Source organism: Variovorax sp. FW305-3-2-15-B-LB1, assembly GCF_058787635.1.
Genome location: NZ_JBYSZY010000009.1, coordinates 34,618 through 49,612, shown reverse-complemented (window position 1 = coordinate 49,612; position 14,995 = coordinate 34,618). Strand labels below are relative to the sequence as shown.

Here is a 14,995-nt window from a genome sequence, read left to right as displayed (position 1 = left end):
GCAGGGGTGGCCGTTTGGTGGGCTGGCGCGCGGCGTTCGCGCCCCTACATTTGCCGGCTGATGACGATCTACCCGGCGCGTGTTTCGCCCCTTGCCCTTGCAGTGACGGCGGTGGTCGCGACGGTGATCGCGCTGCACGGCGCGCGCGCGCATGCGGCGGGCGAGGCCAAGCCGTGCCGCACGCCCTGCCTGGCCGTTCCCGTGCCGGTTGAGGCGCCACAGGCCAAGGAAGCGGAGCCCAAGCCCGCCGTCGTGCGGCCGGCGCCGAAGCCGCGCCCGCAGATCACCGCCACCGCCGCGCCGGCCCCGGCGCCCGAGGCGCATCGCGAACCCGTCGAGCGGCGCCCCGCGCCTTCGAAACGCTGCAGCGAGATCAACATGCGCGCCGCCGTGGGCGAGCCGCTGTCGGACCAGGACATGACCATCTTGAGGAGCCAGTGCTGATGACCACGACCCACACGAACACAGCGAACACCGCCGTCCCCCGAACCCTGTGGCGCGTGCTGGCGCTGTGCACTGCCGCGCTGCTGGCCACCGCCTGCGCGCACCGCCCCGCGCCCAGCAGCGCCATGCCCTTCGACCAGGCCGTCACCCAGGCGGTCGACGACCTCATGGTGCAGACCCAGAAGCTGCCGGCCTTCCTGGCCAAGGTGGAGTCGACGCTGACGCAGCGGCGCATCGTGATCGACCCGCTGCTCGAAGGCGCCAGCGGCCAGCAGACCGAGGTGACGCGCGTGGCCGAGCAGCGCATCGTGCAGCGCATGCAGGCGCAGTTCAAGCAGTTCACCGTGACGCCGTTCAACGCCAACGAGATCGGCAACGCGCAGTACGTGCTCAACGGCACGCTGGTGCGCGACAAGGACGCCTCGGGCGCGCCGTACCGGCTGAACCTCGCCATGACCGAGATCAAGAGCGGCATGGTGATCGCGCAGTCGGTGGCGCGCATCAGCGATGCCTCGCTCGACACGCGGCCCACCGCCTTCTTCCGCGACAGCCCCGTGAACGGCAAGGACCGCGGCGTGGAGGGCTACATCCGCACCGCCGAGACGCCGGCCGGGCAGGCCGCCGACGCGCTGTACCTGGAGCGCCTGCCGACCGCCACGGTGCTGCAGGAGGCCACCGCCGCCTACGAGGCCGGCCGCATGAGCGAGGCCCTGAGCCGCTACGAGGCCGCGTCGAAGCGCGCCGACGGCCAGCAGCTGCGCATCTACAGCGGGCTGTACCTCACGCAGTCGCAGTTGGGCCGCACGGCCGACGCCGAGCGCACCTTCGGCACGCTGGCGCGGCTGGGGCTCGAGAGCAACAACCTGAGCGTCAAGTTCCTGTTCAAGCCAGGCTCGACCGACTTCCTGGCCGACCCGAAGATCAGCGCGGCCTACCCGATGTGGCTGCGCCAGATCGCGCGGCAGGCGGCGCAGATCGAGTCGTGCGTGGTGGTCACGGGCCACACGAGCCGCACGGGCTCGGAGGCGGTCAACGAGCGGCTGTCGCTGCAGCGCGCGACCAGCGTCAAGGCGCGGCTGGTGGGCGAGGCGCCGCCGCTGTCGAAGAAGCTGCGCGAAGCCGGCATGGGCTTTCGCGAGAACATCGTCGGTACGGGCGCCGACGATGCGAGCGACGCGCTCGATCGGCGCGTCGAGTTCAAGGTGGCCGGTTGCGAGGCCTGAGCCAGGCTCAGGGAGCCAGGCGTTCGCGCACCCAGTCCGCACCCTCGAGCCGGTAGCGCAGCCGGTCGTGCAGCCGGCTCTTGCGGCCCTGCCAGAACTCCCAGCGGTCGGGCACCAGACGGAAGCCGCCCCAGTGCGGCGGGCGCGGTGGCGAGAGCAGGTGCCTGGCGGCGTACACGGCGGCGTTCTTCACCAGCACGTCGCGCCCGCTGATCACTTCGCTCTGCGGGCTGGCCCAGGCGCCGATGCGTGAATCGAGCGGGCGGCTGGCGTAGTAGGCGTCGCTCTCCTCGGCGCTGACGCGTTCCACGCGGCCTTCGATGCGCACCACGCGCTCCAGCTCGACCCAGTGGAACTGCAGCGAGGCATATGGGTTGCCCGACAGCTCGCGGCCCTTGCGGCTGTCGTAGTTGGTGTACCAGACGATGCCGCGCGCGTCGTAGCCCTTGATGAGCACGATGCGGCCGGACGGCCGCAGGTCGCTGCCAACGGTGCACAGCGTCATCGCATTGGGCTCGGGGATGTGCGCGTCGACGGCCTCGGTGAGCCAGCGCTCGAACTGCTGGATCGGGTCGGCGGCGCTGCGGGTCTCGTCGAGCTCGGCGCGCTCGTAGCTCTTGCGCAGCGCGGCCAGCGCGTCCTTGGAAAGAGGGGAAGAAGTCATGCCGGGATTGTTGCGCACATACTTCGCCCATGACGACGACAGAGGCGAACTCCCCGACCGTGATCGTGCTGGCCTCGGGCCGTGGCGAGCGTTTCATCGCGGCCGGCGGCACGGGTTCCAAGCTGAAGGCGCTGCTCGCAGGCCGGCCGGTGCTCGAGCGCACGCTCGACGCGGTGCGCGCGAGCGGCCTGCCGTGGCACCTGGAAGACGCGGGGCACCCCGGCATGGGCGATTCGATTGCCGCCGCGGTGCGCGCCACGCCCGACGCGGCGGGCTGGCTGATCCTGCCGGGCGACCTGCCGCTGGTGCAGCCCGCGACGCTGCGGGCGGTGGCCGCCGCGCTCGGCGGGCGGGTGAATGCCGTGCAGCCGCAGTACCGGGGCGAGCGTGGGCACCCGGTGGGCTTTGCGGCAGGCTGCGGGGCGCAGCTGGCGGCGCTGGAAGGGAACATGGGTGCATCGCCCGTCCTGCGGTCGATGCGTGCGATCGATTCGGTCATCGATCTGGCCGTGGACGATGCCGGCGTGGTGACCGACATCGACACGCCCGAGGCCCTGGCGCGGGCCGAGGCGCTCTGGCAGGCGCGCGCGGGCGCCTGACCACTCACACTTTTTTCTTAGTTCGTGGCAACGACCGCGCAGAGCACGCGCGGGCCGGAGTTGCCGGCGGGCTGCGTCGTGAAGTCGTCGCGGTCGCGGTGCACCACGAGCGCGCGGCCGCGCACGTTGTTGGCGGCGCCGTCGGTCAGCGAGATCGCGTGGTTCTCGACGCTGAAGCGCGCCACGCCGCTGGCATCGGCGACCAGGCTGGGCAGTTCGCCGGCGTGGCTGCCGGGGGCGGAGAACTTGCCGTGCGTGCCGCCGGCCGGGTTGAAGTGGCCGCCCGAGGCGTTGCCGTTGTTGCCGCAGTCGCCCTTTTCATGGATGTGGAAACCGTGCTCGCTGCCCGGCGCCAGGCCGCGCACCTCGCCGGACACGCGCACGCCGTGGTCGAGTGCGGTGAGCGTCACCGAGCCGCGCGCGGGGTTGGGCGTGACGGCGGCGGTCGGCGTCAGTTCGACCGTGGTGCTCGGCTTGCCGCCCATGCTGCCGCAGGCGGCGAGCACGGCAGTGGCGAGGAGGGCGGTGCCAGTGGCGAGGAGACGGCGATGGATCATTGGTTTTCCTTGTTGATGAGCGGGGTGGAGGGTTGAGAGGACGCGGTGTCCGAAGACCCCGCAACGTATACCGGAGCCGGGACTGTCCCGCAATCGGCGGGTGTCTGAAATGGCGGCTCGGCGGCCAGCGCCACCAGCCGGGCCAGCGCGGCGTCGTGGATCGCGTGGCGCTGCAGCTCGAGCAGGGTCTGGCGCGCGTAGTCGAGCGAACTGCCGTAGCGGCCCACGGCATTCGCGAAGATGTGGCGGTAGCGCTCGTCGCTGAGCTCACCCGTGAAGTTGGGGCTGCGCCGTGACAGCGTGAAGGCCAGCGCGCGCACCGGCCCTTCGGCGGTGCCGCATTGCAGCCACTTGGGGTCGTACACGCCGGTCGGCATCTCGCGCAGCCAGAGGCGCTTCAGCGTCTCCAGGCCCTCGGCCTTCGGCACGCGGAACACCACGCCCCGGCAGCTGCCGCCCGAGAGCAGGCCGAACACCAGGCCCGGCGTCTGCACGCTGCCGCGGTTGACGCGGCTCCACATCTTGAGCGCGCGGTGCCAGCCGTGCACCGAGGCCGCGCGCCGCTCCGCAAAGCCGAACTCGGGCCGCCAGATCAGCGAGCCGTAGCCGAACAGCCAGAGATCGTCGCGTCCGCCCCAGTCGGCGATCGCGCGTTCCAGCATCGGCTGCGGGTCGCGCAGCGGACGGGGCATGGGGTCCAGCCCCGGCGGACCGGGGTCCGGCGCGACGGCTGACACGGGGGTGTCGGGGGTGGCGCCTACAATTTCGTGATCATGGTTCACCGCACCATTATTTACCGCCCCCTTTCCTACGGAGACCGCGCTTCCATGAACAACGACGACAGCCAGCAGAATTTCGCCCTCGGCTTCCTGGTGGCATTGATCATGCTCGTGATCATGTTCGTGATCGGTGTCGCCTTCTGGCATAAGGGCCTGGGCGCGACGGCCGCGCAGGCCAAGCCCGCTGTCGCGGCTTCGGCGCCGGCACCGGGCGGCGCGGTGCAGGTGACCGAAGTCACCGAGACCGTCACCGTGGTGATCCCCGACGGCGCAAGCATCCGCGTGGTCGGCGGCGTGGTGAACTTCTACTTCGCGACCGGCAGCGCCGACCTCGCACCGGGCGCCGCCGAGGCGCTGGCCCTGGTCATCAAGGGCGTCGAGGGTGGCCGCAAGGCGGTGGTTTCGGGCTTCCACGACACCACCGGCGACGCCGCCGTCAACGAGGAACTGGCCAAGAAGCGCGCCCAGATGGTGCGCGAGGTGCTGGCGGGCCTGGGCGTGCCGGCCGAGAAGATCGACCTGCAGAAGCCCGCCGTCACCGCCGGCTCGGGCAACAACGCCGAGGCGCGCCGCGTCGAGGTCCGGCTGGTCGACTGAGCGATCCGGCCTTCCGCATCCCCCCATCAAAAAACCCGGCATGGCCGGGTTTTTTTGTGCCTGCACGCGGCCGGGTGCATGCCTGAGTAATTTCGTATCGTTCTGCGGCCGGATTTCATCGGGGCGTCGCGCTCGAATTGGTACGATGGGCCTCCAGGCCCACAGTCGCGCCGGCGACACGCAGCAAGAGCCAACTTCCCCATGAGCAGCACACACCCCACCGTCCGCGACGTCACCGATCGCATCCGCGCGCGCAGCCGCGACACGCGCAGCACCTACCTCACGCGCCTGGCCGAGATCCGCGCCCGCGACCGCGGCTCCGACCGCATGGGCTGCGCCAACGTGGCGCACGCCGTGGCCGGCATCCCGGCCAACGACAAGTTCAAGGTGGTGGCCGAGCGCGCGCCCAACCTGGGCATCGTCACGGCCTACAACGACATGCTCTCGGCCCACGCGCCGTACCAGGGCTACCCGGACATCATCAAGCACGAGGCCCGCCGCCACGGCGCCACCGCGCAGGTCGCCGGCGGCGTGCCCGCCATGTGCGACGGCGTCACGCAGGGCACGCCCGGCATGGAGCTGAGCCTGTTCAGCCGCGACCTGATCGCCATGAGCACCGCCGTCGCGCTCACGCACGACATGTTCGACGGCGCGCTGATGCTCGGCGTGTGCGACAAGATCGTGCCGGGCCTCCTGATCGGCGCGCTGCACTTCGGCCACCTGCCCACCGTCTTCGTGCCCGCCGGGCCGATGCCCTCGGGCCTGTCGAACACCGCCAAGTCGAAGGTGCGCGAGCAGGCGGCGCAGGGCCTCGTGGGCCGCCAGGGCCTGCTCGAGGCCGAGATGGCCGCCTATCACACGGTCGGCACCTGCACCTTCTACGGCACCGCCAACAGCAACCAGATGCTGCTGGAGGCCATGGGCCTGCACGTGCCCGGCACGGCCTTCATCCAGCCCGGCGACGCCATGCGCGAGACGCTCACGCGCGAAGCCGTGCGCTCGGTGCTCAGCAAGGCCAGCGACACGGCCTTCAACTGCCCGCCCATCGGCGAGATGGTCGACGAGCGCTGCATCGTCAACGCCATGGTCGCGCTGCTGGCCACCGGCGGCTCCACCAACCACCTGATCCACTGGGTGGCCGTGGCGCGCGCTGCCGGCATCCTCATCGACTGGGACGACTTCTCCCAGCTGTCCGACGTGGTGCCGCTGCTCACGCGCGTGTACCCCAACGGCAGCGCCGACGTGAACGAGTTCCAGGCCTGCGGCGGCCCGGGCTTCGTGATCGGCGAGCTGGTCGAGTCCGGCCTCATGCACGCCGACGTGCTCACGGTGCGCGCCGGCGGCATCCGCGAATTCGCCAACATCCCGTCGCTGGCCGGCGAGAACACGCTGCAATGGACGCCCGCTGCGCCGCTGCAGAAAGAAGCCGTCACGCGCCCGGTGGCCAGCCCCTTCAGCGCCACCGGCGGCCTCAAGCTGCTCAGCGGCAACCTGGGACGCAGCGTGATCAAGGTGTCGTCGGTGCCCGACGACCGCCACGTCATCGAAGCGCCAGCCCGTGTGTTCGACTCGCAGGCCGCGCTGCAAAAGGCGTTCACGGCCGGCGAGCTGGAGCGCGACGTGGTCTGCGTGGTGCGCTGGCAGGGCCCGCAGGCCAACGGCATGCCCGAGCTGCACAAGCTCACGCCGCCGCTGTCGGTGCTGCAGGGCAAGGGCTTCCGCGTGGCGCTGGTCACCGACGGCCGCATGAGCGGTGCCTCGGGCAAGATCCCCGCGGCCATCCACGTGTCGCCCGAAGCCGCCGCCGGCGGCCCGCTGGCCAAGGTGCGCGACGGCGACCTGATCCGCCTCGACGCCGTAGCGGGTACGCTTGCCGTGTTGCTGCCCGAAGACGAATGGGCCGCGCGCGAGACCGCAACGCTGTCCGACGCACAACGCATCGCGGACGGGCACGGCCTGGGCCGCGAACTGTTCGCCGGCATGCGCCGCAACGCACTGACCGCCGAAGAGGGCGCCTGCACCTGGATGTGACGGGGACCCACGTGGGCCGCAAGAAACTTTTGGAGCCATGAGATGACAGACAGACTCACCCCCCTCGACGTGATGCGCGACGCACCCGTCATTCCGGTCATCGTGCTGAACGACGTGAAAGACGCCGTGCCCCTGGCGCGCGCGCTGGTCGCAGGCGGCATCCGCATGCTCGAAGTGACGCTGCGCACGCCGCAGGCGCTGCAGTGCATCGAGGCCATCGCCAAGGAAGTGCCCGAGGCTGTCGCCGGCGCGGGCACCATCCGCAGCGCGGCCGACGCACAGGCCTCGGCGCTGGCCGGCGCGAAGTTCGGCGTGAGCCCGGGCTACACGCGCGCGGTCGGCAAGGCCTGCCACGACCTCGGCCTGCCGCTGCTGCCCGGCGTGGCCACCGGCAGCGAGATCATGACGGCGCAAGAAGACGGCTACACCCAGCTGAAGTTCTTCCCTGCGCTGCAGGCCGGCGGCCTGCCGATGCTCAAGGCCTGGCAGGGCCCGTTCGGCGACGTCACCTTCTGCCCCACGGGCGGCATCCATGCGGGCAACGCAGCCGAGTTCCTCGCGCTGTCGAACGTGGCCTGCGTGGGCGGTTCGTGGATCGTGCCGACCGACGCCATCCGCGACGGTGACTGGACCCGCATCGAGCAACTGGCGCGCGCCGCGAGCCAGCTGCCCCGCTGAGCATGTCGGCCGATTTCGACGCGGGCGACCTCAAGGTCATCGCGTTCGACGTGTTCGGCACGGTGGTCGACTGGCACAGCGGCATCGCGGCCGAGGTCGAGCGCGTGCTGCCCGGCGTGGACGGGGCGGCCTTTGCGCTGGCCTGGCGCGCCGGCTACCAGCCCGCCATGAAGGCCGTGATGGAACGCATCGCGGCCGGCGAGGGCGGCTTCACGCTGCTCGACGAGCTGCACCTGAGCATGCTCGAACAGGTGCTGCACGACTTCAGCCTGGCCGACCACCTCGACAGCGCCGCCAAGCGCGACCTGAGCCGCGCCTGGCACCGCCTGCCGGCCTGGCCCGACGCGGTCGAGGGGCTCACGCGGCTGAAGAAAAAGTTCACCATCTGCACGCTCTCCAACGGCAACATCGGCCTGCTCACCGAGATGGCCAAGCGCGCCGGCCTGCCCTGGGACTGCGTGCTGTCGGCCGAGGTGTTCAAGGCCTACAAGCCCGACCCGCGCACCTACCTCGGCGTGGCGGGCGTGTTCGACGCGACGCCCGGGCAGGTCATGCTCGCCGCGGCGCACCACGACGACCTGGCGGCCGCGCGCGTGTGCGGCCTGAAGACGGCGTACATCGAGCGGCCCCACGAATTCGGCCGCAACCAGCCGAAGGACGTGTCGCCGCAGCCGGACAACCACTTGCATGTGCGCGACATCGTCGCGCTGGCCGACCGGCTGGGCTGCTGATCGATCAGTCAGTGATGAGTTTTTCCACCGTGCGCAGGTTGCGCGTGGTGGTGCTCGACTTGTAGCGGGTCTTCGCGAGCAGCTTGGCCACCGGCGTCTCCAGGCTTTCGCCGCGCGGGCACTGCCAGTACAGCACGCCATCGCCGCGCACCAGCTGTTCGACCTTGGCGTCGACCGTGCCGGCTTTGTCCATGATCTCGTCGAGCATCGCGGCATCGGAGCCGAACACGAGGTAGGGATGGTGCGTGTCGTCGATGCGTTCGAAAGGGTAGCTCGCGGCCATGTCGGCCACGCGCTGCTGCGTGAGCAACACGATCCACGCCTCGTAGCCGAAGCACTGGCGCAGCGCTTTCTCGATGCGCGTGCGCAGCGCGGCGGCATCGGGTGCGTCGGTGTCGAACAGCACGTTGCCGCTGGCGAGCACCGTGCGCACCGCGCCGAAGCCGAGCTCGTCGACGAACAGCGCCTTCAGGTCGGCGCTCTTGATCGTGATGCCGTTGACGTTCACGCCGCGCAGCAGGGCGACGTAGCGCGTCAGCGGCGCGTCCTTCTTCTTTGTCTTCGGGCTTGCCATGGTGTTGCGTGCGGCCCGAAAAGACTCAGCGCAGGCCGCCGCCCGCGGCGCTCTCGTTGCGCTGGATGAGCTCGATCTTGTAGCCGTCGGGGTCCGTCACGAAGGCGATCACCGTCGTGCCGCCTTTGACCGGGCCGGCCTCACGCGTCACGTTGCCGCCGGCGGCCTTGATCTTGTCGCAGGCCGCGTAGGCGTCGGGCACGCCGAGCGCGATGTGGCCATAGGCGGTGCCGAGCTCGTAGCTCTCGGTGCCCCAGTTGTAGGTGAGTTCGATCTCGGCCTGGTCGGGGTTGCCGTTGCCGTAGCCGACGAAGGCGAGGCTGTACTTGTACTCGGGGTTTTCCGACGTGCGCAGCAGCGTCATGCCGAGCACCTGCGTGTAGAAGTCGATGGAGCGCTGGAGATTGCCAACGCGCAGCATGGTGTGGAGAAGTCGCATCTCGTGGGTCGTGTCGTTATTGGGGGGAGGGCGCTATTGTCGCCCTCTGCTCCCGGCGATCAAGCGGCCAGCGTCAGCAGGTGCGCCTGGTGCTTCTTCAGGAAATCCATCAGGTGCCGTGGGTACTCGGGCACCACCGCCGCGCGCACGCTGGGGCGCGCCGCCAGCGCGTGGCGCCAGGCGTTCACCTTGGGCAGCGCGTCGAACAGGTGCGAATCGCTGATCGCGTCGAACACCTCGAAGTAGCGGAACACCGGTGCGAACACCGCATCGACGAGGCTGAAGGCTTCGCCCGCGAAGTAGGGGCCTTGCCCCAGCGCGGCCTCGACGCGTTCGAACTTGGCGGCCAGTGCCTCGCGCTTCTGCGCGAACACGGCGGCGTCCTGGGTGGTCTCGTAGCCCCACAGGTCGGCGAGGACGGCCGAGCCGAACTCCATCCATGCACGGTGCTGCGCACGTGCGAGCGGGTCTTCGGGGTGCAGGCGGGCGCCGGGTTGCGTTTCCTCGAGGTATTCGCAGATCACGTTGCTCTCGAACAGCACGGCCTCGGTGCCGTCGGGGCGCTGCACCTTCAGCAGCGGCACCTTGCCCAGCGGCGAGATGTCGAGAAACCACTGGGGCTTGTTCGCGAGGTCGATCACGACGCGCTCGAAGGGCACGTTCTTCTCGTGCAGCGCGATCGCGGCGCGTTGCACGTAGGGGCACAGCAGGTGGCTGACGAGGGTGAGGGCCTGGGTCATGGGCGTTCCGTTCTCGAAGGGTTGGGGTCAGGATCGCCGCGATTCTTGCGGTCCTGAACAACCTTTTCCGGAAAAGCCCATTCGGGCGCCGCCCGGTAGCTACGGCTTGGGAAAAAGGTACGCGCCGGCCGCAGGCTTGGGAAGGGGCTTGAGTTCGGTGAACGGCAGCGCCACCGTGGTGCCGAGGCAGGCGCCGAGCGCGTGCGGCACGCCGCTGACCGCGACGGCCAACGCATCGCGCCCGCGGGTGCGCTCGAAATGCAATGCCAGGTACTCGGGCCACACCTCGTCGCAACCCGTGTAGTGCTGCGGGTCTGCGGCGGCTGCGGATTCGGGCCCACGTCCCTCTGCCTTCAGCTTCTTCCCGATCAGCGCCATGAGCGTCTTGCTCGGCACGAACCCGTCCGGCGTCCTGGTGAACGCGCGGAACAGGCGTTCGAAGTCGAGGTACTCGCCACGGAGCAGGTCGAGTGTGTAGGGCGCGTGGTGGTTGTGGGGATGGGCGCCGCCGCAGTCGGTGCTTCCCGATTCGACGACGCTCATCAGCGTCGGGCTGAGAAAGGTGACGCGCACCGATTCCGCGTCGTAGTCCCCCAGCGAGCCGGCCGCCGGGTGCGTCGCGGTGTAAAGGGTGGCCTTGCATTCGAGCGCGGCGAGGCTGATCTGTCCGTGCCTGCGCGCGAGGATGGCGTTGACCTTCTCGACCACGCGCGCATTCGGGTGTCGCGTGAGCCGCGGATAGGAAAAGCGCGTGCGCGGATCGATGACCATGCGCCATGCCACCGCTCCGCTGACGTGCTCCACGCCTTGCTTGAGCGATGTCTGCAGCTTCAGGTGGTCGTAGGGCGCCGTCTCGATGGAGATCGGCGCGTCCGAAGCCGCGCCGGTGGTGTTGCCTGGCGGGATGGCGCGCGTCACCGGTTCGGTGGCGTCGGGACTCTTGTCCGGGTCGTACTGGCGAACCTGCCGGAGCTCGAACGCGACGTTCTTCTTGCCAGGGCCATCGCTCCAGCTTCCGGCAAAGGTGCCGTCGATCACCTGGCCGCGCCATGTCGGACCCGGCTGTCGGGTCTGCGCGTCTTCGAACAACGGCGCGTTGCCGCCTTGTGCCGCCCGGTACATCGCCTCGCCCTGGATCGGGAGGGCTTCCACGAGCTTCGTCACCGGCCCGGAGAGTGGAATGTCGACACCGTGGCGGCGATAGAAATACCGCCCACCGCCAGAAGCATTCATTTCGAGCACGACCTCGCTGGTGCCGAGGGTGCCTTGGTAGACCGTACGGACTTCTGCCAGGGCCGGCATCGCCGACCCGAGCAACGTCGCCCACGCGAGGAAGAGTCGGGTCGCGTTGCGCATCGTGGGGCCTTCCGTTACGAGGCCGTCTCGAGCCAGTGCGTGATCCGCCCGTTGTGCATCACCCCGATGCGGTCGGCCATCGCATGCGCTTCGGCCTCGTTGTGCGTGACCAGGATCGCGGTCTGGCCGGCCTTCTTCAGGATGTCGCGCACCTCGGCGGTCAGGCGTTCGCGCGTGCCGCCGTCGAGGTTGGAAAACGGTTCGTCCAGCAGCAGCAAGGCGGGCGATGGCGCCAGCGCGCGGGCCAGTGCGATGCGTTGCTGCTGGCCGCCCGACAGTTCGTGCGGGTAGCGCTCGCCGGCCTCGGCCAGGCCGACCAGCGCGAGCATCTCGGCCACGCGCGCCTGCTGCGCTGCGCGGCCCAGGCGGCGCAGGCCGAAGGCGACGTTCCTGGCGGCCGACAGGTGCGGGAACAGCGCGTACTCCTGGAACATCATGCCCACGCGCCGCTGCTCGGGCGGCAGGTGCTTCTGGGGCGACGACAGCAGCGTGTCGCCGAGGCGGATGGTGCCGGCGCGCACGGGCTCGAAGCCGGCGATGGCGCGCAGCACCGTGGTCTTGCCGCAGCCCGAGGGGCCGAACAGGCAGGCGATCTCGCCCGCGGCTAGGTCCAGCGAAAAGCCGTCGACCACCGTGTGCGGGCCGCGCGGCGTGTCGTACGCGAGTTGGAGCGAGTCGAGATGAAGCGGGGAACTCATGCGGGGTCCGTGTCGGGAGGCGTCACCGCCGGTGTCGTGCCGAGCTGGTTGCGCGCCAGCAGCACCACCGGCAGCAGGCCGGCGACCACGATGGCCAGCGCGGCGATCGCGCCTTCCTCGTAGGTGCCGCGCGCGGCCTCGGCATACAGCCAGGTGGCGAGGGTGTCGAAGTTGGCCGGGCGCAGCAGCAGCGTGGCCGGCAGTTCCTTCATGGCGTCGACGAAGACCAGCAGCGCGCCCGCCGCGATGGCGGGCTGCAGCAGCGGAAGGTGCACGCGGCGCAGCGTGCCGCCGGTGGTTTCGCCGAGCAGGCGCGAGGCCTGCTCGATGGCCGGCGGAATGCGCGCCAGCCCGGCCTCGATGCCACCCACGGGCATCGCAAGAAAGCGGATCGCGCAGGCCATGACCAGCACGATGCCCGCGCCCATCAGCGGCAGGCCTTGCCAGCCCATCGCGCCGGCCAGCGCCGCGTCGAAGGCCAGCGCCGGCGTCAGCAGGCCGATGGCGAGCACGGTGCCCGGCACCGCGTAGCCCAGCGTGGCCACGCGCGCCTGCCAGCGGGCGCGGTTGAGGCTCGTGCCCTGGCTGCGCGAGGCCCAGGCCACGACCAGCCCCGCCGCCACGGCCACCACCGTCACGCCGGCCGCCAGCGCCAGCGTGTTGCCCAGGCTGGCCACGAGGCCCTGCGAAATGCCGCCGCCCTGGTGCAGCCGCTTGCCGCTTTCCCAGACCAGGTACAGCGCGGGCGCGACGAAACCGATCAGCACCGGCAGCGCCGCCGTCGCGGTCGCGGCCCAGGCCGCGCCGCCGTGCAGGCGCCGGGGCTGCACCGCGCGCATGCGCTGCGCGGAGCCGAAGCGCTGGTGCTGGCGGCCGTTGCGTTCGAGCCAGACCAGCGCCACCACCACGAACAGCATCGCGCAGGCGATCTGCGCGGCGCCGGCCAGGTCGGAGCGCGTGATCCAGGTGGTGTAGACCGCCACCGTGAGCGTGTTCACGCCGAGGAATTCGGAGGCGCCGATGTCGTTGAGCGTCTCGAGCAGCGCCAGGCTCAGGCCGACGGCCAGCGCCGGCCGCGCCAGCGGCAGTGCCACGCGAAAGAACGCGCCGCGCCGGTTCTCGCCCAGCGTGCGCGCCGCTTCCAGCAGGTGCGCCGGCTGGGTCATGAACATCGCGCGCGCCGTCATGTAGACGTACGGGTAGAGCACGAAGCCCAGCACGAAGATCGCGCCCGGCATCGAGCGCAGGTCGGGCAGGCGGAACTGGCGCGGACTGTCGAAGCCCAGCATCCAGCGGATCGCGCCCTGCACGGGGCCGATGGGGTGCAACAGGTCGAGGTAGGCGAAGGCGACGATGTAGGTCGGCATCGCCAGCGGCAGCAGCAGTGCCCAGTTGAGCACGCCGCGGCCGGGGAAATCATGCGCCGTGACCAGCCAGGCACAGCCGGTGCCGATCACGAGGACGAGGGTGCCGACGCCCGCGAGCAGCAGCGCCGTGTTGAGCGCCGCCTGCGGCAGCACGTGCGCGAACAGCGGCCCCCAGTGGCCGACGCCCGAGCCGAACGCGAGCCAGGCCAGCGTGAGCACCGGCGCGAGCACGCCGAGTGCGATCAGGAACGACGCGCAGCGCCATGCCGGGCCCGCGGCGCGCAGGCCCGGCGGCTGGCGCCGCGAAATCAGCATTCAGTTGCCGGCAAGGTGTGCCCGGCCATGCAAGGTCACTGGTCGAAGCCGACCTTGTCGACGAGGGCGCTGGCCTGCTTGCGGTACTTGGCAATCTCGGTCAGCGGCAGCGGGTCGACCTTCAGCTCGCCGATGGACTGGCCGATGATCGGGTCGAGGGCCACGCCCTTGCGCACCGGGTACTCGTAGTTGGCGTCGGCGTACAGCGCCTGGGCCGGTTCCGACACCAGGAACTCGAGCAGCTTGACCGCGTTGGCGCGCTGCGGCGCGTTCTTGGCCACGGCTGCGCCGCTGATGTTCACGTGCGTACCGCCGCTCTTGGCGCTGGCGAAGGTCGGGCGGATCACCTTGATGGCGTCGCCCCACTTGCGCGCGTCGGTGCCTTCCTTGGCGCTCTTCATCTGGCCCACGTAGTACGAGTTGGCCACGCCGATGTCGCAGATGCCGCCGAGGATGTCGCGCGCCACATCGCGGTCGCCGCCGGTGGCCTTGCGCGCCAGGTTGCCCTTGACGCCGCGCAGCCACTGCTCGGTCTTGGCTTCGCCGTCGTGCGCGATCATCGCGGCCACCAGGGCCGTGTTGTAGGGGTGCTGGCCGGCGCGGATGCAGACCTTGCCCTTGTACTTCGGGTTGGCCAGGTCTTCGTAGCGGAAGCTGGTCAGCGGCTGGTTCTTGTCGGCGTACAGCACGCGCGCGCGCAGCGAGAGCGCGAACCACTGGCCGTCGGCGCCGCGCAGGTTGGCCGGAATGGCCGACTCGAGCGCGGCCGACTTCACCGGCTGCGTCACGCCGCCCTCGACGAGGTCGACGAGGTTGCCGATGTCCACCGTCATCAGCACGTCGGCCGGCGAGCGCGCGCCTTCGGCCTTCACGCGTTCCAGCAGGCCGTCCTTCACGAACACCGTGTTGACCTTGATCTTGCTCTGCGCGCTGAACGCCGAGATCAGCGGCTGGATCAGCGCCGGCTCGCGCGTCGTGTAGAGCGTGAGCTCGTCATTGGCGGCGTGCGCGGGCAGGGCGGTGAGGGCGAGCCAGGCGGCAGAAACGCCGAGGAGGGCGTGCGCCACGCGGCCCTGGGGGCCGGAACGGTCGGTCATGAAGGATCCTCCAGGTGCGGTGAGGTGTTCTAGAAAATGCATCGGCGACGGCGGGTGCGTCGCTGATGCGAACAATTATCACTGACAGGGAGGAGCGGGTTTTCCT

Annotated in this window: 17 protein-coding genes; 7 read left to right on the top strand and 10 right to left on the bottom strand. The window is 70.3% G+C overall.

The window, feature by feature from the left end; all coding sequences use genetic code 11:
• Nucleotides 1-60: 60 nt before the first annotated feature.
• Both AC3WQR_RS08140 and AC3WQR_RS08135 read left to right on the top strand, forming a co-directional pair.
• Complete coding sequence (locus AC3WQR_RS08140; protein WP_492741692.1) at nt 61-444, top strand: hypothetical protein; 384 nt, start codon at nt 61-63, stop codon at nt 442-444.
• On the top strand, nt 444-1,667 hold the full coding sequence (locus AC3WQR_RS08135) for an OmpA family protein (protein WP_492741691.1): 1,224 nt from the start codon (nt 444-446) through the stop codon (nt 1,665-1,667). Before AC3WQR_RS08140 ends, AC3WQR_RS08135 begins: the two co-directional genes overlap by 1 nt.
• A 7-nt stretch (nt 1,668-1,674) precedes the next feature.
• Here AC3WQR_RS08135 and pdxH read toward each other — a convergent pair whose 3' ends face one another.
• Complete coding sequence (pdxH, locus tag AC3WQR_RS08130; protein WP_492741690.1) at nt 1,675-2,331, bottom strand: pyridoxamine 5'-phosphate oxidase; 657 nt, start codon at nt 2,329-2,331, stop codon at nt 1,675-1,677.
• Between the two features lie 29 nt (nt 2,332-2,360).
• Here pdxH and AC3WQR_RS08125 point away from each other — a divergent pair, with 29 nt between their 5' ends.
• Entirely contained in the window at nt 2,361-2,930 is a 570-nt protein-coding gene (locus AC3WQR_RS08125) for a nucleotidyltransferase family protein (protein WP_492741689.1), read from the top strand.
• A gap of 17 nt (nt 2,931-2,947) precedes the next feature.
• Here the strand turns inward: AC3WQR_RS08125 and AC3WQR_RS08120 are convergent, their stop codons facing one another.
• Together AC3WQR_RS08120 and AC3WQR_RS08115 are read right to left on the bottom strand one after the other, a co-directional pair.
• Nucleotides 2,948-3,487: a superoxide dismutase family protein gene (locus AC3WQR_RS08120; RefSeq protein ID WP_070062467.1), complete on the bottom strand. Its 540-nt coding sequence runs from the start codon at nt 3,485-3,487 to the stop codon at nt 2,948-2,950.
• Complete coding sequence (locus AC3WQR_RS08115) at nt 3,484-4,179, bottom strand: gamma-glutamylcyclotransferase (RefSeq protein ID WP_492741688.1); 696 nt, start codon at nt 4,177-4,179, stop codon at nt 3,484-3,486. Before AC3WQR_RS08115 ends, AC3WQR_RS08120 begins: the two co-directional genes overlap by 4 nt.
• A 135-nt stretch (nt 4,180-4,314) precedes the next feature.
• On the opposite strand from AC3WQR_RS08115, the gene AC3WQR_RS08110 reads away from it, so the two are divergent.
• From AC3WQR_RS08110 to AC3WQR_RS08095, 4 genes are all read left to right on the top strand, one after another.
• Nucleotides 4,315-4,863, top strand: a complete 549-nt coding sequence (locus AC3WQR_RS08110; RefSeq protein WP_139702882.1) for an OmpA family protein — start codon at nt 4,315-4,317, stop codon at nt 4,861-4,863.
• Nucleotides 4,864-5,064: 201 nt separating this feature from the next.
• Nucleotides 5,065-6,894, top strand: coding sequence for a phosphogluconate dehydratase (edd, locus tag AC3WQR_RS08105; protein ID WP_492741687.1), 1,830 nt, complete (start codon nt 5,065-5,067; stop codon nt 6,892-6,894).
• 42 nt (nt 6,895-6,936) lie between these two features.
• A complete protein-coding gene (gene eda / locus AC3WQR_RS08100; RefSeq protein ID WP_070062470.1) occupies nt 6,937-7,572 on the top strand; it encodes a bifunctional 4-hydroxy-2-oxoglutarate aldolase/2-dehydro-3-deoxy-phosphogluconate aldolase in 636 nt (211 codons plus the stop codon).
• A gap of 2 nt (nt 7,573-7,574) precedes the next feature.
• Nucleotides 7,575-8,303, top strand: a complete 729-nt coding sequence (locus AC3WQR_RS08095; RefSeq protein WP_492741686.1) for a haloacid dehalogenase type II — start codon at nt 7,575-7,577, stop codon at nt 8,301-8,303.
• 4 nt (nt 8,304-8,307) lie between these two features.
• On the opposite strand, the gene AC3WQR_RS08090 is transcribed toward AC3WQR_RS08095, so the two are convergent.
• From AC3WQR_RS08090 to AC3WQR_RS08060, 7 genes are all read right to left on the bottom strand, one after another.
• The gene (locus tag AC3WQR_RS08090; protein WP_492741685.1) at nt 8,308-8,877 is read right to left on the bottom strand and encodes a DUF1697 domain-containing protein; all 570 of its coding nucleotides are present in this window, start codon (nt 8,875-8,877) and stop codon (nt 8,308-8,310) included.
• Nucleotides 8,878-8,902: 25 nt separating this feature from the next.
• The gene (gloA, locus tag AC3WQR_RS08085; protein ID WP_492741684.1) at nt 8,903-9,316 is read right to left on the bottom strand and encodes a lactoylglutathione lyase; all 414 of its coding nucleotides are present in this window, start codon (nt 9,314-9,316) and stop codon (nt 8,903-8,905) included.
• A gap of 59 nt (nt 9,317-9,375) precedes the next feature.
• On the bottom strand, nt 9,376-10,056 hold the full coding sequence (locus AC3WQR_RS08080) for a glutathione S-transferase family protein (RefSeq protein WP_492741683.1): 681 nt from the start codon (nt 10,054-10,056) through the stop codon (nt 9,376-9,378).
• 99 nt (nt 10,057-10,155) lie between these two features.
• On the bottom strand, nt 10,156-11,412 hold the full coding sequence (locus tag AC3WQR_RS08075; protein ID WP_492741682.1) for a hypothetical protein: 1,257 nt from the start codon (nt 11,410-11,412) through the stop codon (nt 10,156-10,158).
• Between the two features lie 14 nt (nt 11,413-11,426).
• On the bottom strand, nt 11,427-12,110 hold the full coding sequence (locus AC3WQR_RS08070; RefSeq protein ID WP_492741681.1) for an ABC transporter ATP-binding protein: 684 nt from the start codon (nt 12,108-12,110) through the stop codon (nt 11,427-11,429).
• Complete coding sequence (locus AC3WQR_RS08065; RefSeq protein WP_070062476.1) at nt 12,107-13,792, bottom strand: ABC transporter permease; 1,686 nt, start codon at nt 13,790-13,792, stop codon at nt 12,107-12,109. The genes AC3WQR_RS08070 and AC3WQR_RS08065 overlap by 4 nt, the downstream gene beginning before the upstream one ends.
• Before the next feature lie 35 nt (nt 13,793-13,827).
• Complete coding sequence (locus tag AC3WQR_RS08060) at nt 13,828-14,889, bottom strand: Fe(3+) ABC transporter substrate-binding protein (RefSeq protein WP_062480133.1); 1,062 nt, start codon at nt 14,887-14,889, stop codon at nt 13,828-13,830.
• Nucleotides 14,890-14,995 lie beyond the last annotated feature (106 nt).